This is a genomic window from Ornithinimicrobium cryptoxanthini, assembly GCF_023923205.1.
Classification (GTDB): domain Bacteria; phylum Actinomycetota; class Actinomycetes; order Actinomycetales; family Dermatophilaceae; genus Ornithinicoccus; species Ornithinicoccus cryptoxanthini.
In genome coordinates, this window is record NZ_CP099490.1 from 1,952,706 (window position 1) to 1,974,083 (window position 21,378).

Here is a 21,378-nt window from a genome sequence, read left to right on the forward strand (position 1 = left end):
CGTGCGGTTGCTGCGGCCGGGTGGCCCCAGTGGGTGAACTGTGGGGTCGGGAACTACTGGGCCGCCAGGATGTCGACGACGAAGACCAGGGTCTCGTCCTTGAGCTCATAACCCGGGCCATCCTCCTGGGCCGCGCCATAGCCCATGGCCGGCGGGATGACGAGCAGCACGCGTGAGCCGACGGTCTGGCCGACCAGGCCCTCGTCCCAGCCCTGGATGACCTGGCCGGCGCCGATCACGGTCTCGAACGCCTCGCGGCCCTCCTGCAGGGAGGTGTCGAACAGCTCGCCGTCAGACCACTGGACCCCGGTGTATTGCATCCGCACCTGCTGGCCGGCCTGGATCTCGGCGCCCTCGCCCTTGATCAGCGGCTGGACCACGAGCTCGGACGGGGGCTCCTCGCCCTCGGGGATGGTGATCGTCGCGGGACTGGTGCCGTCGGCCTCGACGGTGGGGAGACCCTCGACGGGCTCGACCGCTTCACCCTCGGCCTGGGTCAGCGGGGTGGTCGCCTTGACCACCTCGACATAAAAGATGACGGTGTCGTTGGGTCCGATCCCGAGCTGGGCGTTGCCGGCCGCGCCGAACGCGTCCTGCGGCGACATGGCCAGGATCATCGACTGCCCCGGCTTGGTGCCGACCAGGCCGTTGAGGAAGCCCGGCAGCAAGTTGGGGTTGGACAGCGACATGACGACCGTCTCGTCGGTGGGGAAGGTCGACAGGATCTCCTCGCCGGTGGTGCCGTTGACAGCGAGGTATCGCAGCTCTACGTCCTGCTCCGCCGTGGTGGTCTCGCCCTCGCCCGCCTCGATCTCCTGGACGGAGGTCTCCGCGACGGACAGCGGGGTCTTGGCGAGCTCAAGAGCCGGGACCGTCGAACCCTCGACGTCGGCCTCGGTCAGGGTCACGTCCTCGACGGTGCCGTTGGGAGCGATCGAGGTCGCCGCCGCGTCGTCACCGGCAGCGGTCTGGCTGGCGTTGTCAGCGTCACCGTCCGAGCCGCAGGCGGACAGGAAGATGAGGGGGGCCACGGCGAGGCCGAGCAGCCGGAACTTGGGAGAGCGCACGCGCCATCCTTGTCTGGAGAGGGATTGTTGGACGGTTAAGACTAACCCGGCGACCCTGGGTGATTGCTGGGTGCGCGCCGGTGTTCTCTCAGTGCCGGCCGTCCTCGATCGAGGCGATCAGCTCATCGATCCGGTCGTCCTGGCTGACGAACGGGTCCTTGCACAGGACCGTGCGCTGGGTGGAGTCGTTGAGCTTGAGATGGACCCAGTCGACGCTGAAGTCGCGCCGGTGCTCCTGGGCGGCCCGCACGAAGTCTCCCCGCAGCTTGGCCCGCGTGGTCTGCGGAGGCGTGCTGCCGGCGGTGGTGATCTGCTCGGGTGTCACCACCTCGGCCGCTCCCCCACGACGGGAGACGATGTTGAACAGTCCCCGGGTCGGGTGGATGTCGTGCCAGGCCAGGTCCAGCTGTTGCAGCCTCGGGTCGCTCATCGGCAGACCGGACCGGTCGGCATACCTCTGCAGTGTGTGCCACTTGAGCACCCACTCGATCTCGGTCTCCACCAGCGACAGGTCCTGGGCCTCGAAGGCCTTCAGGCTGCGCTCCCACAGCTCCAGCACCTGCCGGTAGGGCTCGCGCTGGGCCAGTCCGGCACGCTCGGCGTGGTCCCGGGCCCGGGTGAAGTAGTCGACCTGCATCTGCGCGGCCGTGATCCGCCCGCCGTTGGTCAGCGAGAGCTCCTGTCGGCCGGTCAGGTCCCGGCTGACCTCGCGGATCGCGCTGATCGGGCTGAGCAGGGCGTGGTCGGGGAAGACCACGCCTGCCTCCAGCGCCTTGAGCACCAAATCGGTGCTGCCGAGCTTGAGCAGGGTCGTGGTCTGGCTCATCGTGGAGTCGCCCACGATCACGTGCAGGCGACGGAACCGCTCGGCGTCCGCGTGCGGCTCGTCGCGGGTGTTGATGATCGGGCGGGACCGGGTCGTGGCCGAGCTCAGACCGTCCCAGATGTGGTCAGCGCGCTGACTGATCTGGTAGGTGGCCTGGCTGGCCGAGACGTTGAGGCGCCCGGCTCCGCTGATGATCTGCCGGGTGATCAGGAACGGGATCAGCACATCCGTGACCCTGCTCAGCTCACCTCGCCGACCGATGAGGTAGTTCTCGTGACAGCCGTAGGAGTTGCCGCGGGAGTCCACGTTGTTCTTGATCACATAGACCCGGGCCTCGATCCCCTCCTCGGCCATCCGGGTCTCGGCGTCCAGGGCCAGGTCACACAAGATCGCCTCGCCCGCCTTGTCGTGGGCGATCAGGTCATAGAGGTCGTCGCACTCAGCCGTGGCGTATTCCGGGTGGGAACCGACGTCGAGATAGAGGCGCGAGCCGTTGGCCAGGAAGACGTTGCTGGAGCGGCCCCAACTGACGACCTTGCGGAAGAGATAGCGTGCGACCTCGTCAGGGGCCAGGCGTCGCTCGCCCGGGAAGGCACAGGTCACCCCGAACTCGGTCTCGATCCCGAAGATCCGCCGGTCCATCTAGTCCTCGCGCTGGGTCTGTGGGTTGGTGGTGTCCTGCTCTCCGTCGGAGCCGTCCGCCTTGGTGTCGTCCGCCGTGGTGTCGCCAGCCCTGGTGTCGGCCGGCGCGTCGGTGGCGTCGGGGTCGACCGCCGCCAGGTCCTGGGTCAGGGTGTCGTGCAGCCCGGGGCGGGGGTCGTCCTGGGTCGGGACGTCCTGCGTGGCGCTGGCCTCGTCGAGCAGGGCGTCCAGCAGTGGTCCGCCCAGCCGGCGGAAGGTCCGCCTCGGACGGCGCCGGTCGAGCACCGCGACCTCGAGGTCGTCGGCGGCCAGGTCACGGGGGTCCTCCTCGTCGCGTGCCGCGAGGACCTCCACCGCGACCCGGAGCACCTCGGCCAGTGGCAGATCGGGTGCCCACCGCTCCCGCAGCGCAGTGGCGATGGGCTCGCTGACCCCACCCATCGCGACGAACCCGCGCTCCTCGGTCACCGACCCGTCGTAGGTGAGGCGATAGATCTGGTCGGTCTGCTGCGAGGAGCCCACCTGCGCCACGGCGATCTCCACCTCGTAGGGCTTGGACTCCTGGGTGAAGATCGTGCCGAGCGTCTGGGTGTAGGCGTTGGCAAGCCCTCTGGCTGTCACGTCGCGACGGTCGTAGGAGTAGCCGCGCATGTCGGCGTAGCGGATGCCTGCCACCCGGAGGTTTTCGAACTCGTTGTATTTGCCCGCACCGGCGAAGCCGATCCGGTCATAGAGCTCGGAGACCTTGTGGAGCGTGCGTGAGGGGTTCTCGGCCACGAACGCGATGCCGGTGGCATAGCTGGCCACGACCACCGAGCGGCCGCGGGCGATGCCCTTGCGAGCGAAGTCCGCCCGGTCCTTCATCAGCTGTTCGGGCGAGACATACATCGGCATCGTCATCGGGCACCTCCTGGGTTGCCGCGCCGCCCGGCCACCACGGCCTGGGTCAGCTCCTCGAGCCGTTCGTCATCGACGAACCGGACCCCGGCCTCGGTCACCACGGCGCAGGTCGGCCAGATCCGGCGGCCCAGGTCCGGCCCGCCGGTGGCGGAGTCGTCGTCCGCCGCGTCAAACAGCGCCTCGATCGCCACCGAGAGCCCCTGCTCCTCGGGCATGTCGTCGTGCCAGAGCTTCTTGAGCGCCCCGCGGGCGAACAGCGACCCCGATCCCACGCTGTGGTGGCGCTGCTCCTCATAACACCCACCGGTCACGTCGTAGGAGAAGATCCGTCCCCGCCTGTCCTCCAGGTCGTAGCCCACCAGGACCGGCAGCACGCTCAGCCCCCGCATCGCATTGGCCAGGTTGCCCCGGATCATTGCTGCCAGCCGGTTGGCCTTGCCCTCCAGGGACAGCAGGGTGCCCTCGATCTTCTCGTAGTGCTCGAGCTCGACCTGGAACAGCTTGATGATCTCGATGGCCATGCCCGCAGAACCCGCGATGCCGACGGCCGAGTAGTCGTCGGCAGCAAAGACCTTCTCCATGTCACGATTGGCGATGAAGGTGCCCATCGTGGCCCGTCGGTCGCCCGCGAGCAGCACGCCACCAGCGAAGGACAGGGCCACGATCGTGGTGCCGTGGGGTGCCTCGACCACACCCTCTCCCCCGGCTCTCAGGCCGGCTCCGGGCAGCAGCTCGGGAGCGCGCGTCGCCAGGAACTCCGTGAAGGAGCTGCCGCGCGGCGTGCGGAACTCCAGCGACAAGCCGTGGCCCTGGTCGGCACTCACTGGCCGCCCTTCTGCACAAACCCGTGCACGAACTCCTCGGCGTTGGTCTCGAGCACCCCGTCGATCTCATCGAGCAGGTCGTCCACCTCGGCCGTGCGGTCGCTGTCCTGTTGATGCGTCACCGGCGCTGCGGGCGGCGGGGTGTCCTCGTCCTCGCGCCGCTGTGGGCGCTTCTGCTCCTGACCGGCCATGGCTGCCTCCTGTGACCACCGACTGCGGGTGGCCTCGACGAGTGGTATCCCCGACCCTAACCCTCTGGGCTGACAAGGTGGGCCAACAGGTCTTCGACGCCCTCGACAGAGTCCAGCAGGGCACCGATGTCGGCGCGCGAGCCCAGCTCCGGCTCGGGCAGCTGCACCCGCCGCAGGCCCCGCTGACCGGTCGCCGGCTCGAAGACCACCGAGTCCCAGGAGGCGGCTCGCACCTGCCCCGTGAACCGGCTGACGCACTGGCCCCGAAACCAGGCCCGGGTCCCCTCAGGAGGATTGATGACGGCGGCCGCGACCTCGTCGGGAGTCACGAGGTTGGTCAGTCGCCCCGAGGCCCGCATCCGCGCCGCCAACCCGCGGGCCGGGTCGATGTCGGACCACTGGATGTCGATGGCGGCCAGGCGGGGGTCATCCCACTGCAGACCGTCCCGCCGGCGATAGCCCTCCAGCACCGCGAGCTTGGTGGCCCAGTCCACCCTCCCGGCGCAGCGCAGAGGGTCGATCGCCAGGTCGCCGGTGACGCCGTCCCAGAGGTCGAGCACCTCACGGGTGTCGGCGTCGGCCGCGTCCCCGACGTGGGCCTCGATCGCCTCCCGATAGACCGCCAGGATGTCCAGGGCGCTCATGGTGCGCCCGTCGACCAGCTCGACCGTATGCCGCAGGCTGGGGTCGTGGGAGATCTCCCGGATGGCGGTGACCGGGTCAGCCAGCTCGAGCTCGGGGGCCAGGCCGGCCTCGATCAGCCCCAGCACCAGGCTGGTGCTGCCCATCTTGAGCAGGTTGGCGACGTCGCACAGGTTGGCATCGCCGACGATCACGTGGAGCCGCCGATGCTTCTCCCCCGTAGCGTGGGGCTCGTCGCGGGTGTTGACGATCGGGCGCTTCAGGGTGGTCTCCAGGCCGATCGAGGCCTCCATGTAGTCGGCGCGCTGGCTGATCTGGAAGCCGGGCTCCTGCGAGAACTGACCGATCCCGACCCGGCCCGCGCCGCACATCACCTGTCTTGCCACGAAGAAGGGCAGCAGGCCGGCGGCGATCGCCAGGAACGGCACCTGTCGCGGCACCAGGTAGTTCTCGTGGGTGCCGTAGGAGGCGCCCTTGCCGTCCACGTTGTTCTTGTAGAGACGGACCTGCTCACCGCCCTGGGCCAGCGTGTGCACCGCCTGGAGCATGAGCTCCTCACCGGCGCGGTCCCACACGACGATCTGGCGTGGGGTGAGGACCTCGGGCGAGGAGTACTCCGGGTGGGCGTGGTCGACATAGAGGCGCGCCCCGTTGGACAGCACCGAGTTGGCGGTCGCGGGGTCGTCCAGGTCGGTCAGCTGACTCAGGTCAGCCAGAGCCCGGGCCATCTCATATCCCCGTGCGTCCCGCAGCGGCGTCTCGTCGGCGTAGTCCCAGCCCGCACCGCTCTGCAGCGCCCTGCCGGGTCCGGCGCCACTGGCATAGGCACGCACCACCAGGCCGGACAGGTGCACGGCACTGGCGTGGGGGTCCCCGGGCCGGGTGAGGCCGAACTCGGTCTCGATGCCCATCACGCGTCGCACTCGCATGGCACGACCCTAATGGGGCGCTGCTGGGCCCGACCCCTGACAGTCGGCCGCTGGCCCTCAGACGTCCTGGGCCGACCCGGCCACCATGCGATCCAGGACCTGCTGGACCAGCGCGCCATACTCGCTGACCACCACCTCCAGGTCGGTGCCGTCCGGATCGAGCAGGCGGATCGAGCGCGTCCCGGCCGCCAGACCGACCATGAGACAGGCCAGCTGGTCCGCCTGCCGGCGCACCAGGTCGTGGACCGGGTCGTCGGCACGGTCTGCGAGGTGCTCAAAACGACTGAGGAAGCGCTCCCGGAAGTCGCTGCGGGCACTCGCGCGGTCGGGGGCGTCCGCGATCAGATAGAGCGCCCGCAACCACGGCTCGGCGCCGTCCTCCTCGCGCCGGTTGAGCATGCGCCTGACCAGGACCTCACCCAGGCCTTCCAGAGGTATGTCGCGGGGCAGCGGTTCTGGCTCCAGCGGTGTGGCGTCGGCATGCAGCTGCTCCTTTGAACCCCCCACCTTCATCACCATCGCCGGCGACACCCCCGCGGCGATGGCGATCTCCCGGATCGTGACGGCACCGTAGCCACGCTCACCGAACAGCTGGCGGGCGGCCTGCAGGACGACGTCGCGAGTGTCCGTCACCGGACCGCCGTCTCTTCGACCGGCCGTGAGCGGTGGGGCGGGATGCCGGTGACGATGTCGATGTCGAGGGTGGCCGACGTCGATCCGACCTGGACCGCGCGCGAGCGGGTCCGGCCGGTGGGGTGGTCCACCACGGTGAGCACGTAGCGGCCCGGCGGTGGCAGGTGGAGCTCGTAGCCACCGGTGTCGTCGGCGTGCCCCGTGGCGACATACTCCCCGGAGTGCCGGATCAGCGAGATCATGACCGCGGGCAGCGGCTCCCCGGAGTCGGTCACGTGACCGGTCAGCCGCAGGCGCCGGTTCATCCGGATCTGGTCCAGGTCGGAGTCACCGAGGTTCTCCAGCCCTGACATCGGTCCCCATCCGTCGGCGCTGACCACCACAAGATAGCGGCCGACCTCCGGCAGCGCCAGCACATAGCGTCCGCTGTTGTCGGTGCGACCCCAGTCCACGTGTCGCCCGTCGGGGTGCAGCACGGTGACCACGGCCTGCTTGATCGGACGGTCGTGGTCATCGGTGATCAGGCCGCCGACGACGACCTCGTTCTCGGCCTCGGGCTGCTTGACGTCGTGGCGCTCCGAGCGCTGCACCTCACCTGCCGCCCGAGAGCTCTGCGCGACCGGTCGGGGCCGGGCGATGAAGGCGGCGATGAACGCGCCCAGCAGTGCCGCACCGGCACCCAGCCAGAAGACCAGCTGGTAGGCGGCGAAGCGCGGGACGTTCGGCATCCCGTCGACGGCCATGGCGGCGAAGACCGCCGCCACCACGGCGCTGGCGGTGGAGGTGCCGATGGCCCGCAGCAACGTGTTCAGACCGTTGGCGGAGGCGGTCTCAGTGATCGGGACGGCGCGCATGATCAGGGTCGGCATGGCCGCAAACGCGAGAGCGGTGCCGAGCGAGGAGATGCCGGAGGCGATCATCACCTCAAGGACGGAGTTGTGCAGGAAGGCGCGGAGCACGAAGCCCACGGCGATGACGACCGCCCCGCCGATGATGACCGCCCGCGGGCCGTAGACCCGGATCAGCCATGCGGCGACCGGAGCCATGGCGACCATCAGGATGCCCGCCGGGAGCATGACCAGCCCGGTGTCGATCACCGACAGCCCGAAGCCATAGCCGGTCTCGACCGGCATTTGCACCTGCTGGGCGCTGGTCAGGAAGTTGGTGAACATCGCGAACCCGATGAGGATCGATGCGACGTTGGTGAGCAGCACCGTGCGGCGCATCGAGGTGCGGATGTCGACGAGGGGCTGCCCGAGGCGCAGCTCGAGCGGGATCCAGGCGGTGAGCACGAGCAGTGCCAGGAGGATCAGGGTGATCGTCTTGCGGTCGGTCCAGCCCCAGCTGCCCGCCTTGGACACGGCCAGCAGGAAGCTGGTGAGCGCGATCGACAGCAGCAGCGCACCGGGATAGTCGAAGCGGCCGAGGGTGCGCACCGTCGACTCCGGCACGACGGCCCAGACGAGGCCGAGCATCAGGACGGCGAAACCGCCCGAGACGACGAAGAGCATCTGCCAGTCGAAGTTCTGATAGATCACGCCGGCCAACGGCATGCCCACTGCCCCGCCGATCCCCAGCGTGGCGCTCATCAGCGCGACGCCCGAGCCGACCCGCTCCGCGGGCAGGTGGTCTCGCATGATGCTGATGCCCACCGGGACCAGGCAGGTCCCGATGCCGGTGAGACCGCGCGCCACGATCACGAGGAAGAGCGAGTCACTCAGGGCGCCCAGCACCGAGCCGATGATGACCGACACCAGGCACAGCAGGAGCATGAGGCGCTTGCCGAACATGTCGGCCAGGCGAGACACGATCGGGGTCCCGACGGCGCCGGTCAGCAGGGTGATCGTCACCAGCCATGAGGCGTTGTCGGAGGTGGTGTCCAGGATCTCGGGAAAATCGGGCAGCAGCGGGAGCACGAGGGTCTGCTGCAACGAGACGAGCGTGCCGCACAGGGCGAGCACCACGATGATCAGGCCGGTGGGGAGGGACTTGGTGTCTGCCCCTGCGTTCGGGCGGTCGATGACGGCGGACCTGGGCACGCTGCTCCTGCGGAGGGGTGAGTGATGGAGTGGCCGGTGAACAAGTGTTCACCGACCGCGGCAGTCTAGCCCGTGCCCTGTGGCGTCCAGGCCACGTCCGGCCAGGGACCGCCCTCCCGTCAGTCCATGTCCTCCAGCTCACGACCCTTGGTCTCCGGCACCCACTTGAGGACGAAGAAGAACGACAGCAGAGCAAAGAGGGTGTAGAACCCGTAGGCAAACCCCAGCCCCACGTCCGCCATGACGGGGAAGCTCGTGGAGATCGCGAAGTTGGCCAGCCACTGCGCCGCCGCCGCGACGCCCAGCGCGGTCGCGCGGATGGCGTTGTTGAACATCTCGCCGAGCAGCACCCAGACGCCGGGGCCCCAGGACATCCCGAAGAACACCACGAAGGCGTTGGCGGCCACGAGCGCCACCAGCGCCATCGAGTCGCTGAGCTCGGGTGCTCCGTCCACGACGGGGGCGCTGGCAAAGGCCCAGGCCATCGTCCCCAGCGACAGGAACATTCCGGCCGAACCGATCAGCAGCAGGACCCGTCGGCCGATCTTGTCGATGAGCGCGATCGCCACCACCGTCACGACGATGTTGGTCACCGACGTCAGGACCGTCTGGGTGAGCGCGTCATCCTCGGTGAAGCCGACGGCCTGCCACAACGTCGAGGAGTAGTAGAAGATCACGTTGATGCCGACGAACTGCTGGAAGACCGACAACGCGATCCCGATCCAGACGATGGGCAGCACCTTGCCTGCGGAGTTCCTCAGATCACGCAAGGAGGCCCGAGCATCCCGTCGCACCGTGCGTTGGATCTCCGAGATGCGCTCGGGGATGCCGCGCAACATGACCCGTCCCAGGACGTTCTTGGCCTCGTCCACCTTGCCTCTTGCCACCAGATAGCGCGGCGACTCCGGGATGGTCAGCGCCAGGACGCCGTAGGCGACGGCGGGGATCACCTCGGCCCAGAACATCCAGCGCCACGCCGTGCTACCCCAGAGCGACTCGCCCGAGCCCCCCGCGACGCCGGCGATGAAGTAGTCCGACAGGAGCGCGACAAAGATGCCGAGCACGATGGCCATCTGCTGCAGGGACCCCAGCCGGCCGCGGATGGAGGCGGGCGAGACCTCAGCGATGTAGGCCGGCGCGATGACGGAGGCGGCGCCGACACCCAGGCCGCCGACCACGCGCCATACGATCATGTCCCACGCACCGAAGGCCAGCCCGGACCCGATGGCGGAGATGGTGAACAGGACCGAGGCCAGGAGCATCACCTTGATCCGACCGACCCGTTCGGCGAGCTGCCCTGCGAGGTAGGCGCCGGCGACGCACCCGAGCAGCGCAGAGCTCACCACGAATCCGGTCAGCGCCGAGCCCATCTCGAAGTCCTCGCGCATGGCGTTGACGGCGCCGTTGATCACGGCTGTGTCGAAGCCGAAGAGGAACCCGCCCAGGGCTGCCACCGAGGTGAGCAGGATCGCCTGACTCAGGACGTAGTCCTTCTGCGTGGTCTGCTGATGACTCTCGTCCGCCATGGCGGGCCTCCTCGTCGGCCGGACCCGATGCCCACATCAGGGTTGTCTCGCCCCAGTGTCACCACGCGATCGCCACCCACGCGAGACGAACGGCCATCCCCCTAGGGTGAGCGCTATGGACACCCTGCTCGCCGTCGTGGTCGGCGTCCTCATCATCGTCGCGGGGGCCGTCCTGCTCACCTGGTTCGTCCGCTCCCGGCTCGTGCTGGGCACCCCCGAGGACCAGGCGACCTATCGGGTCCTGCACCTGAGCAGCCTGGCGACGGCCGAGCTGCGCGCCGGGCTGAGCACCGGGTCAGGTCGCGCGGCTCGGCACCTGCGCTCCCTTCTCGGCACGCCCGCTGTCGCGCTCACCGACGGCACTGCCACGGTCGCGTGGGACGGCACCGGCGAGAGCCTGCACGCACCACACACGCTCGAGCACGCCCAGGAGAGCTTGCGCAACGGCTCGACGGTCGTGCTGGGACCATCGATAGTCGCCTGTCCGGACCCCGACTGCCTGGTCCGCCATGCGATCACCGCGGCCCTGACCTCGGAGGATCACGTCGTCGGCACGCTGACCACCTACACGACAGCTCGGCCGTCGGCGCGACTGGTGCGGGCGGTCGAGGAGGTGGCCCTCTTCGTCAGCGGGCAGCTCGAGCTGGGTGAGCTGGACCGCTCGCGCGCCAAGCTCGCCGAGGCCGAGATCCGCGCGCTGCGGGCCCAGATCAGTCCGCACTTCATCTACAACTCCCTCGGTGCCATCGCCTCCTACGTGCGCACCGACCCCGAGCACGCCCGTGAGCTGCTGCTCGAGTTCGCCGATTTCACGCGCTACTCCTTCCGCCGGCACGGGGAGTTCACCACGCTGGCCGAGGAGCTGCGCTCGATCGAGCGCTACCTGACGCTGGAGCGGGCCCGGTTCGGTGACCGGCTGCAGGTGACCCTGCGCGTCTCCCCCGAGGTGCTTCCCGTCGTCGTGCCGTTCCTGTGCCTGCAGCCCCTCGTGGAGAATGCCGTCCGGCACGGTCTCGAGGACAGGCGGGGGCGGGGTCACATCACGATCGTCGCCGAGGACGCCGGCAACGAGGCGAGCATCAGCGTCGAGGACGACGGGGTGGGCATCGATCCGGAGACCGTCCTGCAGTCGCTCACGGGCGAGGGTGGTGACCACGTGGGGCTGGGCAACGTCGACGAGCGCCTGCGCAGCGTCTTCGGCGACGAGCACGGGCTGGTCGTCGAGACGGCACCCGGCGCGGGCACCAAGGTGAGCCTGCGGGTGCCGAAGTACGCCCCGGGAGTCCACGCGAGCTGAGGGCGGCTCGACCCCCCGTGCGGACCGGACTACCCTGCCTGTATGCCGTGTGCCCTCGCCGTCGACGACGAACCTCCCGCACTGCGCGAGCTGGCCCACCTGCTCTCCCGCGACCCGCGGATCGGCACCGTACTCACCGCGTCCGACGGGGCGGGTGCGCTGCGGCTGCTCGAGCAGGAGGACGTCAACATCGTCTTCCTGGACATCCGGATGCCGGGGCTGTCCGGCCTGGAGCTGGCCCGGGTGCTGGCCAGGTTCCGACGCCCCCCGGCGATCGTCTTCGTCACCGCCTACGAGGACCACGCCGTGGACGCCTTCGACGTGCAGGCGGTTGACTACGTGATGAAGCCCTATCGTCCGGCGCGCCTGGCTGCCGCCCTGGGTCGGGCTCTCGAGCAGGTAGCTGATGGCGACGCGGCAGAGTCCGAGGTGCAGGACGAGTCGATCCCGGTCGAGCTCGGGGGGGTCACGCGTTTCGTGAGACGACGGGACATCCTCTTCGTCACGGCCCAAGGCGACTACGCCCGGCTGCACACGGCGCTGGGCAGTCACCTGGTCCGCATGCCGCTGGCCTCGCTGGAGAAACGGTGGGCGGAGGCGGGGTTCGTGCGGATCCACCGCAGCCACCTGGTGGCGCTGCCCCACGTCGAGGAGATCAGGTCGGACGGCGGCCGCTACTCGGTCGTAGTCGGTGGGCGGGACCTGACGGTCAGTCGCCGGCACACCCGCGAGCTGCGGGACCTCCTGGTGAAGCGAGCCAACGGATGAGGCAGGACCAGAGGCGATGAGTGAACGGGTCACCGTCACCCACCCCAGCCGTCAGCGGCCCCGTGTCCGGCCGGCCCCGTTGCTGCGGGAGATCGACGAGCAGACCGGTCTGGGCGAGGTCTACATATCCTCCCTGATCCGCTCTCAGCTCAGGTTGAGCCTGGCCGTCATCGCGGTCTCCCTGGGCGTGCTGGCCGCGTTGCCCGGCGTCTTCCACCTGTTCCCCGAGGTGGCCGACATCCAGGTGCTCGGCCTGACGCTGCCGTGGCTGATCCTGGGCGTCGTGGTCTATCCCGCGCTGCTGGGCGCCGCCTGGTTCTACGCCTACAACGCTGAGCGGGTGGAGCGGGACTTCGTGGACCTCGTCGACCGACCATGAGTCCAACGCTCGGCATGGCCGCGATCGCGGTCACGGCGATCGTCACCGTCCTGGTGGGTGTGATCGGCGTCCGGGCGGCCCGGACGACCAGCGACTTCTATGTCGCCTCCCGCTCGGTCACGCCCTGGTGGAACGCCTCAGCCATCGGCGGTGAGTATCTGTCCGCCGCCTCGTTCCTGGGGGTGGCCGGACTGGTCCTGGCCTACGGCGCCGACATGCTCTGGTTCCCGGTCGGCTACACCGCGGGCTATCTGGTGCTTCTCGTGCTGGTGGCCGCACCGCTGCGCCGGTCGGGGGCCTACACCCTGCCGGACTTCGCCGAGGCCCGGTTGGAGTCGTTGACCGCCCGGCGCACCGCCAGTGTCCTGGTCGTCACCATCGGTTGGCTCTATCTGCTTCCCCAGTTCCAGGCCGCCGGCCTGACCGTGCGGACTGTGACGGGCGCGCCGCGCTGGGTCGGACCGGTGGTGGTGGCCGTGGTCGTCCTCATCGGCGTGGTCTCGGGCGGGATGCGCAGCATCACCTTCGTCCAGGCGTTCCAGTACTGGCTCAAGCTCACGGCCCTGGCCGTCCCAGCGGTCTTCATCATCCTCATCTGGCAGTCGCAGGGCAGCCCGGCCATCAACCAGGAGGGTCCGCCGACGTTCGCGGAGAGCACCGTCGTCGACATCGGCACGGACGTGTCCGTCGAGGTCACCGATGAGGTCGAGGTCGTGGTCCAGGGTGTCCTGAACGGCCAGGCGCAGGAGGGGACCGTCCGACTAGCTCCTGGCCACCACGCACTCTCGCGCGGGACCGAGGTGACCTTCCCCGCTGGCGCGGTGATCCCCCACGCCGACGCCCTCAGACCACTGGCCGGCGAGGACTGGCTCCTGCCCCTGCAGTCCTCCAGCCAGCACCCGCTCTATTCCACCTACTCCCTCATCCTGGCCCTCTTCTTCGGCACGATGGGCCTGCCCCACGTGCTCGTGCGCTTCTACACCAACCCCGACGGTCGGGCCGCCCGGCGCACCACGGTCACTGTCCTCGGCCTGCTGGGCATCTTCTATCTCCTGCCCACCGTGTATGGCGTGCTCGGGCGGCTCTACACCCCCGACCTCCTGCTCACCGGCCGCACCGACGCCGTGGTGCTGCTGCTGCCCGGCCGTCTGATCGACGGGCTGGCCGGGGACCTGCTGTCCGCGCTGGTCACCGCCGGAGCCTTCGCCGCGTTCCTGTCCACCTCCTCGGGCCTGACCATCTCCGTGGCGGGCGTCCTGTCGCAGGACCTGATCGGACGCCGCGTGCCCAACCCGGTCCGCGCCTTCCGGCTCAGCGCGCTGTTGGCTCTCGTGGTGCCGATCGCCCTCGCGCTGGCGAGTCCCTCGCTGGGCATCGCCGATGTCGTGGGCCTAGCCTTCGCCGTCGCTGCGTCGAGCTTCTGTCCCCTGTTGATCCTGGGCATCTGGTGGCGCAGGCTCACCGACGTCGGCGCCATCGCCGGGCTCATCACCGGCGGTGGACTCTCGACGCTGTCGGTCCTGGCCACCCTGCTGTGGGCGCCCTCCACCGGTTGGTGGGCCGCTGCCCTGGCCCAGCCCGCGGCCTGGACCATGCCGATCGCGTTCCTGATGATGGTCCTGGTCTCCCTGGTCACCCCGCGTCGGATCGCGGCCGGGGTGGGGCGCACCATGATCCGGCTGCACACACCGGAGAGCGTGGACCTGGATCGCGGGGACTGGGACCCCGAGGACCGCTGGCGGACCCGCACCTAGACCCCAGCCCGGCCCGCACCTGGCCCGCTGCCGCGCGATGGATGGGGGTGAACTGCGACGAGACCCACGACCGCTCGTCCCGTCGATGACGCCGTTGGGCGCACGGCATACGGCCGCACAGCGACGGGTCGCGTCACTGACCGCACCTGACCGTCGGAATCCTGCCATCACGGTGTTCACATCCCTAGCGTGACTCCAGTCACAACGCCGTGATCTTTCGAGGTGAGGAGACCATGTCCATGACCACCGCAACTGTCGAGGAGTCCTGATGGATACCGCCCAGCGCGACAAGTACTGGAAGCGAAATCTTCGCCTGATGGCGATCCTGCTCACGATCTGGGCCCTGGTCTCCTATGGCGCCGGGATCATCTTCGTGGAGCAGCTCAACAAGATCCAGATCATGGAGATCCCCCTCGGCTTCTGGTTCGCCCAGCAGGGCGCGATCATCACGTTCCTGATCCTCATCGCCATCTATGTGTGGCGGATGGACAAGCTCGACGCTGAGTTCGGCATCACCGAGTACGAGGACGAGGTGCGCCACTCATGAGCAGCGTGCAACTGTGGACCCTCGTCTTCGTGGTCCTGAGCTTCGGCCTCTACATCTACATCGCCTACGCCAGCCGGGTGAACACCACCGCCGGCTTCTATGTCGCCGGTGGCGGCATCCCCGCACCGGCCAACGGTGCCGCGATCGCCGCCGACTGGATGAGTGCCGCGTCCTTCATCTCGATGGCCGGCATCATCGCCCTCTCGGGCAACGGCTACGGCGCTTCGGTCTACCTGATGGGGTGGACCGGCGGTTATGTGCTGCTCGCCATGCTGCTGGCGCCCTACCTGCGCAAGTTCGGCAAATACACGGTGCCGGACTTCGTCGGTGACCGCTACTCCGAGTCGGCTCGTCTGATCGCTGTGGTCTGCGCGATCGTCGTGTCGTTCGTCTACGTGGCGGGGCAGATGTCCGGTGTCGGTGTGGTCTTCCAGCGCTTCCTCGGCGTGGACACCACGGTGGGTGTCATCATCGGCATGGTCATCGTCTTCCTGTATGCCGTGCTCGGCGGCATGAAGGGCATCACCTGGACCCAGGTGGCGCAGTACTCGGTGCTGATCGTCGCCTACCTGATCCCGGCGGTCGCGATCTCCCAGAAGCTCACCGGCATCCCGGTGCCCCAGATCGGGTTCGGCCAGATCATGGACGAGCTCAACGGTCTGCAGGCCGATCTCGGTTTTGCTGAATACACCGCGGCGTTCACCTCGACCAACATGCTCAACATGTTGCTGATCACGGCGGCGCTGATGTTCGGCACCGCGGGTCTGCCGCACGTGATCGTGCGGTTCTACACCGCCAAGAGCGTGCGCGCGGCGCGGTTCTCAGCCCTGTGGGCCCTCTTCTTCATCTCGCTGCTCTATCTGACGGCTCCGGCCATCGGCGCGTTCAGCAAGCTGAACATCCTGCGGCAGCTTCCGGGCACCGAGGAGGCGTCGGCCCCGGCGTGGTATCAGTCGTGGAAGGAGGTCGGCCTGATCGAGTTCACGGACAAGAACGGCGATGGACTGATCAACTTCACCGCGGCCACGGACGCCGCCAACGAGCTGCTGATCAACAACGACATCGTCGTCCTAGCCACCCCGGAGATCGCGGGGCTGCCGGCACCGATCGTTGGTCTGGTGGCGGCCGGCGGCCTGGCCGCAGCACTGTCCACAGCCTCTGGACTGCTCCTGGTGATCTCCTCGTCGGTCGCCAACGACGTCTACTACAAGAGGATCAACCCGCAGGCCACCGAGGCCCGCCAGCTGTTGGTGGGTCGGATCGCGATGGGCGGCGCCATCGTCGTCGCCGGCTACCTGGGCATCAACCCTCCCGGGTTCGTCGCACAGGTGGTCGCCCTGGCCTTCGGGCTCGGTGCCGCCAGCTTCTTCCCGATCCTCGTGCTGGGGATCTTCTGGAAGAAGTGCACCGCGGCAGGAGCCACGGCCGGCATGATTGCCGGTCTGGGCACGACGTTGGCCTACCAGCTGTGGACGATCGACATCTATGGCGGCAGCGACGGTCTCTTCGGCATCAACGAGACCGCGTTCGGCACCATCGGCATGCTGATCAACTTCGCCGTGACGATCACCGTCTCGCAGTTCACGACCAAGCCGACGGAGGCGATGCAGCAGCTGGTCGAGGACATCCGCTACCCCGGTCGCAGCGAGCTGGTTGCCGCGCACGCCGCGGGAGAACTCGACGACGACCTGCTGCACGGCGAACACCGCGACGGTGAGCACTCGTGACTGCTGTGGCTGAGCGCAAGGCCGCGGCACCGGGCCAACGCGTGCGCGGGCGCAAGATGCCCGGGCAGAAGCGGATGCTGGGAGCCAGCGTGATGATCCTGGTTGGGGCTTTCCTGCCCTGGCTCTACACCCCGCTGGGCAACTTTACCGGCATGAACGGCCCGGGCCTGTGGACCGCCACCGTGGGCATGCTGGCCCTGGCCGGCGCGCTGGTGCCGCTCCGGAGGCTGGCGATAGGTCAGGCGCTGATTGCGGCGGCCGTCGCCGTTGTCATCCCGGTGTGGCAGTTCTGGCACATGTTCAGCCTGGTCGGCTTCGCGGGCTGGATGCCGGGCCCTGGTCTGCTGCTCACCGCGGTGGGTGGCCTGCTGTGCGGCATCGCCGCCTGGGAGCTCCTGAACCTGGAGGTGGCCAAGGGCTGATGCAGCCAGCCCACGTCTGAAGGGACGGGGTATGCCGACGCTCCAGTCGGCATACCCCGTCCCGTGCGTGAGCCTCGCCGGCCCCGCCCCGCCGCTCTTGAGTCCCGCTATCCGGCTGCCCGTCCCGCCCGTGCTCCACCCCAGACCGTCTTGCAGCGCTTTCAACGTCTTGGAGCGCCGGAGTCGTCTTGGAGCCGACTGCAGTCGGCTCTATGAACGCCAAGGCGCTGTAAGACGTCGCTGCGCGGCGACCGGGTACGGGTCTCAGCGGTCAACGGTGGCGGTCAACGGTTGCTCAGAGGTACTGGCCGGTGTTGCCGCGCTCTAGGCTGCGACCCGGCGACGTGCCGTCCTTGCCCGAGATCAGGGTGCGGATATAGACGATCCGCTCGCCCTTCTTGCCGGAGATGCGCGCCCAGTCGTCGGGGTTGGTGGTGTTGGGCAGGTCCTCGTTCTCCTTGAACTCATCGACGCACGACTGCAGCAGGTGGTCCACCCGCAGGCCGTGCGACCCGGAGACGAGCAGGTCCTTGATCGCCATCTTCTTGGCGCGGTCCACGATGTTGTTGATCATGGCGCCGGAGTTGAAGTCCTTGAAATAGAGGACCTCCTTGTCCCCGCCCGCATAGGTCACCTCGAGGAACTTGTTGGCGTCGATCTGCGAATACATCCGCTCGACGACCGCCGCGATCATCGCCTCGACCGTGGCCTCACGGTCTCCGCCGTGCGCAGCCACGTCGTCCGCGTGGAGCGGGATCGCGGAGGTGAGGTACTTGCTGAAGATGTCCCTGGCGCCCTCGGCGTCCGGCCGCTCGATCTTGATCTTGACGTCCAGGCGCCCCGGACGCAGGATCGCCGGGTCGATCATGTCCTCGCGGTTCGAGGCCCCGATCACAATGACGTTGTCCAGGCGCTCCACTCCGTCGATCTCGGCGAGCAGCTGGGGCACGATCGTGGTCTCGACATCGCTGGACACGCCGGATCCGCGGGTGCGGAACAGCGACTCCATCTCGTCGAAGAAGACCACCACCGGTGTGCCTTCGCTGGACTTCTCGCGGGCACGCTGGAAGATCGTGCGGATGTGCCGCTCGGTCTCCCCGACATACTTGTTGAGCAGCTCGGGGCCCTTGATGTTGAGGAAATAGCTGCTCGCGTCCTTGCGGCCCGCACGCTCTGCCGAGTGACGGGCCAGCGACGCGGCGACCGCCTTGGCGATGAGCGTCTTGCCGCAGCCGGGCGGGCCATAGAGCAGGACGCCCTTGGGCGGACGCAGGTGGTGCTCCAGATAGAGCTCGGTGTGCAGGAAGGGCAGCTCGACCGAGTCCTTGATCATCTCGATCTGGTGCGCCAGCCCACCGATGTCCTCATAGGAGATGTCGGGCACCTCCTCCAGCACCAGGTCGCTGACCTCCGACTTGGCGATCCGCTCATAGACAAAGCCCGACCTGCCGTCCATGAGCAGCCCGTCGCCGGCCCGGAAGGGCGGCTGCAGGGAGCCGGCAGCACGGCACACCCGCTCCTCATCGCCGCGCACCAGCACCAGGATCCGCCCGTCCTCGAGCAGCTCCTTGACCATCACGACCTCGCCGGTCCGCTCGAACTCGGCGACCCCCACGATGGTCTGGGCGTCGTTGAGCAGCACCTCGCGACCAGCCACCAGGTCACGGGCCGGGACGTCCGAGATTGCCCGGACCTTGAGCTTGCGCCCGACGTGAGAGATCTCGACGGTCCCGTCGTCGTGGCGCTGCAGGACCGTGGCATAGCTCAGCGGCGGCTCGCCCATGGAGTCCAGGTCCTCGCGCAACCGCACGATCTGCGAGCGGGCGTCACGCAGGGTGTCCGTGAGCTTCTGGTTCTGGGCGGTCACGGTGCCCAGGCGCGTCTCAAGGTGTAGCACGCGCTGTTCGAGCAGGTGGTTGCGGGAAAGACCGGCGCCTCCGGGCCGGTCCGGGAACTCTTCGGGCACGGACGCCTCCTTAAGAGCGGGTCACTCCAGCCTAGTCGCCATCGGCCGTGGGATCGGCACCGCTGACCCGGTCGACCTCGCGGTGCAGGTCACGCACGGTGCGCCTGACCCGCTTGTCGGAGACGACCCGCTCACCGACGTCCTCGGGGGTCCACTCCTCCTGCGGCGGGGTGTAGTCGTCGCCGTAGGCACCGTGCGCGGGGCGGGTGCGCCGCACCGGAGCTGAGGTGTCGGGCGCCAACCGTCGGGTGGTGATCAGGAAGCCGGTGTGCCCGTGCATCCGGTGCTCCGGGCGCACGGACAGACCCTCCAGGTGCCAGCCGCGGACCATCGACTCCCACGCCTGGGGCTCGGTCCAGCCTCCGTCGTCGCGGGCCGCCTCCGCGACCCGCGACAGCTGGGTGGCCGTCGCGACATAGCAGATGAGCACGCCACCGGGCGCGAGGGCCTCCCCGACGACATCCAGGCACTCCCACGGCGCGAGCATGTCCAGCACCACCCGGTCGATCGTGCCTGCCTCCACGGTCTGCGGGAGCGACTCCACCAGATCCCCGACCGTGACGGTCCATGCGGGGTGGTCGGCCCCGAAGAAGATCCGGGCGTTGGCCCGCGCGATCTCGGCGAAGTCCTCGCGCCGCTCAAAGCTGAACAGCGCTCCCCCGTCACCCACAGCGCGCAGCAGCGACAGGCTCAGCGCGCCTGAACCGACACCAGCCTCGACGACCCGCGCGCCGGGGAAGATATCGGCCATCGTGACGATCTGACCGGCGTCCTTGGGATAGACGACCTGGGCCCCGCGCGGCATGGACAGGACATAGTCGGACAGCAGCGGCCGCAGGGCGAGGTAGCTCGAGCCCGAGCTGTGCGGGATCACCGAGCCGTCCGGCATACCGATCAGGTCGTCGTGCTTGATGTGGCCGCGGTGGGTGTGGAACTGCTTGCCGGCCTCCAGCGCGATGGTGTGCAGCCGCCCCCGTGGGTCAGTTAGCTGCACCCGGTCCCCCACCTGGAACGGCCCACGACGCAGTATGGCGCCAGTCGGGGTCGGCTGGTCGGGCTGCGGTTCGTTCTGAGGCTCAGTCACAGCGGGAGAGTCTAGGCGTCCACGCCCAGATCACAGGTCCTGCGCACGCACCACACCGTGCACCATCCCGTCGGCACCACGCACAGCGATCATCGCCAGCTTGTCCGTCTGCATGGCGACCACCACGTTGGTCAGGTCGTCGGCGGGCGTCCCGGTGACCACCCAGGACGCGGGCAGGTGCTGCAGCACGGAGGCGATTGTCGTGCTCTCCCACAGCTCTTGCGGCACGGTCCGCAGCGCCGCCGGGTCGAGGATGCCGAGCGGCCGACCGCCCGCGTCGGTGCCCAGGACGAGCTGGCCCGCGGGCGGAGGCAGGTGCGACAACGGGGCGTCAGCCGGGACCGTCGTCACCTGCGTGAGGTAGTCCTTCACCCGGACCGCCTCCAGGCTCCGGCGGGCGTGCCCGACCTTGATCGCCTCGCTCGCCCCGAACCACAGGAAACCCCCGAGCAGGACGAGCCACACGATGCTGGTCAGGCTCGGTTCGCCCCCGGCGAGCAACGGCCGCCCGATCAGCCACCAGGCCACGGCGAGGACCATCAGACGGCCCGCCCAGCCAGCGGCGATCATCCCTTGACCCCGGCTGCCGGTCAGCTTCCAGACCAGCGAGTCCACGAGGAAGCCGCCGTCCAGGGGCAGGCCCGGCAGCAGGTTGAAGGCTGCGACGAAGGCGTTGGCATAGGTGAAGCCGGCCGCGAGCAGGAAGCTGATGCCGCTCTGGGACTGTGACAGCCACAACCATCCGAGCAGCGCCAGCGCGCCGTTGGCCAGCGGCCCGGCGATGGCGACCAGCGCACTGCGTCCCGGGGTGCTGTCGCGGCTGTCGTAGGCGGTGTGCCCGCCCCAGAAGTCGGCGACGACCCGGTTGACGGAGTAGCCGCAGGCCTGGCCCATGAAGGCGTGCGCCGCCTCGTGCACCAGGACCGAGATGAGCAGGAGTATGGCGAACAGTCCGGCGACCGCGTAGGCCCAGGGGCCGAGCTCGGGCAGGGTGCCCTGCACCACCGGACCGAAGACGAGGATGATCACTCCGGCGACCAGGAACCAGCTGCGCCCGATGTAGACGGGGGCTCCTGCGAGGCGGCCGACGCGCCACCCAGGGCTGCGCGTGCTGGTCGCCTCGGTCATGGTCGCAGCCTAATCGCCTGGACCGACACCTCCCGCCGCTCCGGTGTGGACGCGATGGTCAGGGTGTCGGTCGCGGTCCGTATCGTG

19 protein-coding genes are annotated in these 21,378 nt (G+C 68.8%); 7 read left to right on the plus strand and 12 right to left on the minus strand.

What is annotated here, in order from left to right:
• Positions 1-53: 53 nt before the first annotated feature.
• From NF557_RS09020 to NF557_RS09060, 9 genes are all read right to left on the minus strand, one after another.
• On the minus strand, positions 54-1,067 hold the full coding sequence (locus NF557_RS09020) for an FKBP-type peptidyl-prolyl cis-trans isomerase (RefSeq protein WP_252618871.1): 1,014 nt from the start codon (positions 1,065-1,067) through the stop codon (positions 54-56).
• An 88-nt stretch (positions 1,068-1,155) separates the two neighbouring features.
• Entirely contained in the window at positions 1,156-2,535 is a 1,380-nt protein-coding gene (gene pafA / locus NF557_RS09025; RefSeq protein ID WP_252618872.1) for a Pup--protein ligase, read from the minus strand.
• On the minus strand, positions 2,536-3,435 hold the full coding sequence (prcA, locus tag NF557_RS09030; protein ID WP_252618873.1) for a proteasome subunit alpha: 900 nt from the start codon (positions 3,433-3,435) through the stop codon (positions 2,536-2,538).
• On the minus strand, positions 3,432-4,259 hold the full coding sequence (gene prcB, locus NF557_RS09035; RefSeq protein ID WP_252618874.1) for a proteasome subunit beta: 828 nt from the start codon (positions 4,257-4,259) through the stop codon (positions 3,432-3,434). Before prcB ends, prcA begins: the two co-directional genes overlap by 4 nt.
• Positions 4,256-4,450 (minus strand): ubiquitin-like protein Pup, encoded by a 195-nt coding sequence (locus NF557_RS09040; protein ID WP_252618875.1) that lies wholly within the window; start codon positions 4,448-4,450, stop codon positions 4,256-4,258. Before NF557_RS09040 ends, prcB begins: the two co-directional genes overlap by 4 nt.
• A 56-nt stretch (positions 4,451-4,506) precedes the next feature.
• Entirely contained in the window at positions 4,507-6,021 is a 1,515-nt protein-coding gene (dop, locus tag NF557_RS09045; RefSeq protein WP_280923958.1) for a depupylase/deamidase Dop, read from the minus strand.
• A 57-nt stretch (positions 6,022-6,078) separates the two neighbouring features.
• On the minus strand, positions 6,079-6,654 hold the full coding sequence (locus NF557_RS09050) for a TetR/AcrR family transcriptional regulator (protein ID WP_252618876.1): 576 nt from the start codon (positions 6,652-6,654) through the stop codon (positions 6,079-6,081).
• Complete coding sequence (locus NF557_RS09055) at positions 6,651-8,693, minus strand: MFS transporter (RefSeq protein ID WP_252618877.1); 2,043 nt, start codon at positions 8,691-8,693, stop codon at positions 6,651-6,653. Before NF557_RS09055 ends, NF557_RS09050 begins: the two co-directional genes overlap by 4 nt.
• 119 nt (positions 8,694-8,812) lie before the next feature.
• On the minus strand, positions 8,813-10,219 hold the full coding sequence (locus tag NF557_RS09060) for a sugar porter family MFS transporter (protein WP_252618878.1): 1,407 nt from the start codon (positions 10,217-10,219) through the stop codon (positions 8,813-8,815).
• A gap of 115 nt (positions 10,220-10,334) precedes the next feature.
• Between NF557_RS09060 and NF557_RS09065 the strand changes: the two genes are divergently transcribed.
• From NF557_RS09065 to NF557_RS09095, 7 genes are all read left to right on the plus strand, one after another.
• Positions 10,335-11,516: a sensor histidine kinase gene (locus NF557_RS09065; protein ID WP_252618879.1), complete on the plus strand. Its 1,182-nt coding sequence runs from the start codon at positions 10,335-10,337 to the stop codon at positions 11,514-11,516.
• Positions 11,517-11,558: 42 nt separating this feature from the next.
• Complete coding sequence (locus NF557_RS09070; protein WP_252618880.1) at positions 11,559-12,284, plus strand: LytR/AlgR family response regulator transcription factor; 726 nt, start codon at positions 11,559-11,561, stop codon at positions 12,282-12,284.
• A gap of 16 nt (positions 12,285-12,300) precedes the next feature.
• The gene (locus tag NF557_RS09075) at positions 12,301-12,663 is read left to right on the plus strand and encodes a hypothetical protein (protein WP_252618881.1); all 363 of its coding nucleotides are present in this window, start codon (positions 12,301-12,303) and stop codon (positions 12,661-12,663) included.
• Positions 12,660-14,417, plus strand: coding sequence for a sodium/solute symporter (locus tag NF557_RS09080; RefSeq protein WP_252618882.1), 1,758 nt, complete (start codon positions 12,660-12,662; stop codon positions 14,415-14,417). The genes NF557_RS09075 and NF557_RS09080 overlap by 4 nt, the downstream gene beginning before the upstream one ends.
• A gap of 268 nt (positions 14,418-14,685) precedes the next feature.
• A complete protein-coding gene (locus NF557_RS09085) occupies positions 14,686-14,964 on the plus strand; it encodes a DUF4212 domain-containing protein (protein WP_252618883.1) in 279 nt (92 codons plus the stop codon).
• Positions 14,961-16,691: a sodium:solute symporter family protein gene (locus tag NF557_RS09090; RefSeq protein ID WP_252618884.1), complete on the plus strand. Its 1,731-nt coding sequence runs from the start codon at positions 14,961-14,963 to the stop codon at positions 16,689-16,691. The genes NF557_RS09085 and NF557_RS09090 overlap by 4 nt, the downstream gene beginning before the upstream one ends.
• The gene (locus tag NF557_RS09095) at positions 16,688-17,113 is read left to right on the plus strand and encodes a hypothetical protein (RefSeq protein WP_252618885.1); all 426 of its coding nucleotides are present in this window, start codon (positions 16,688-16,690) and stop codon (positions 17,111-17,113) included. Before NF557_RS09090 ends, NF557_RS09095 begins: the two co-directional genes overlap by 4 nt.
• Positions 17,114-17,408: 295 nt before the next feature.
• Here NF557_RS09095 and arc read toward each other — a convergent pair whose 3' ends face one another.
• From arc to NF557_RS09110, 3 genes are read right to left on the minus strand one after another with little or no spacing between them, the layout of a single operon-like run.
• On the minus strand, positions 17,409-19,079 hold the full coding sequence (gene arc, locus NF557_RS09100; protein WP_370584226.1) for a proteasome ATPase: 1,671 nt from the start codon (positions 19,077-19,079) through the stop codon (positions 17,409-17,411).
• Positions 19,080-19,110: 31 nt separating this feature from the next.
• Positions 19,111-20,163 (minus strand): tRNA (adenine-N1)-methyltransferase, encoded by a 1,053-nt coding sequence (locus NF557_RS09105; protein WP_252618886.1) that lies wholly within the window; start codon positions 20,161-20,163, stop codon positions 19,111-19,113.
• A gap of 30 nt (positions 20,164-20,193) precedes the next feature.
• Positions 20,194-21,291, minus strand: a complete 1,098-nt coding sequence (locus NF557_RS09110; RefSeq protein WP_252618887.1) for a site-2 protease family protein — start codon at positions 21,289-21,291, stop codon at positions 20,194-20,196.
• Between the last annotated feature and the right edge of the window lie 87 nt (positions 21,292-21,378).

What these genes read in the sequence shown, in the direction of transcription:
- pafA (WP_252618872.1), bottom strand. Translation starts at nt 2,535, where the DNA reads ATGGACCGGCGGATCTTCGGGATCGAGACCGAGTTCGGGGTGACCTGT.
- prcA (WP_252618873.1), bottom strand. Translation starts at nt 3,435, where the DNA reads ATGACGATGCCGATGTATGTCTCGCCCGAACAGCTGATGAAGGACCGG.
- NF557_RS09040 (WP_252618875.1), bottom strand. Translation starts at nt 4,450, where the DNA reads ATGGCCGGTCAGGAGCAGAAGCGCCCACAGCGGCGCGAGGACGAGGAC.
- dop (WP_280923958.1), bottom strand. Translation starts at nt 6,021, where the DNA reads ATGCGAGTGCGACGCGTGATGGGCATCGAGACCGAGTTCGGCCTCACC.
- NF557_RS09060 (WP_252618878.1), bottom strand. Translation starts at nt 10,219, where the DNA reads ATGGCGGACGAGAGTCATCAGCAGACCACGCAGAAGGACTACGTCCTG.
- NF557_RS09065 (WP_252618879.1), top strand. Translation starts at nt 10,335, where the DNA reads ATGGACACCCTGCTCGCCGTCGTGGTCGGCGTCCTCATCATCGTCGCG.
- NF557_RS09070 (WP_252618880.1), top strand. Translation starts at nt 11,559, where the DNA reads ATGCCGTGTGCCCTCGCCGTCGACGACGAACCTCCCGCACTGCGCGAG.
- NF557_RS09075 (WP_252618881.1), top strand. Translation starts at nt 12,301, where the DNA reads ATGAGTGAACGGGTCACCGTCACCCACCCCAGCCGTCAGCGGCCCCGT.
- NF557_RS09080 (WP_252618882.1), top strand. Translation starts at nt 12,660, where the DNA reads ATGAGTCCAACGCTCGGCATGGCCGCGATCGCGGTCACGGCGATCGTC.
- NF557_RS09085 (WP_252618883.1), top strand. Translation starts at nt 14,686, where the DNA reads ATGGATACCGCCCAGCGCGACAAGTACTGGAAGCGAAATCTTCGCCTG.
- NF557_RS09090 (WP_252618884.1), top strand. Translation starts at nt 14,961, where the DNA reads ATGAGCAGCGTGCAACTGTGGACCCTCGTCTTCGTGGTCCTGAGCTTC.
- NF557_RS09110 (WP_252618887.1), bottom strand. Translation starts at nt 21,291, where the DNA reads ATGACCGAGGCGACCAGCACGCGCAGCCCTGGGTGGCGCGTCGGCCGC.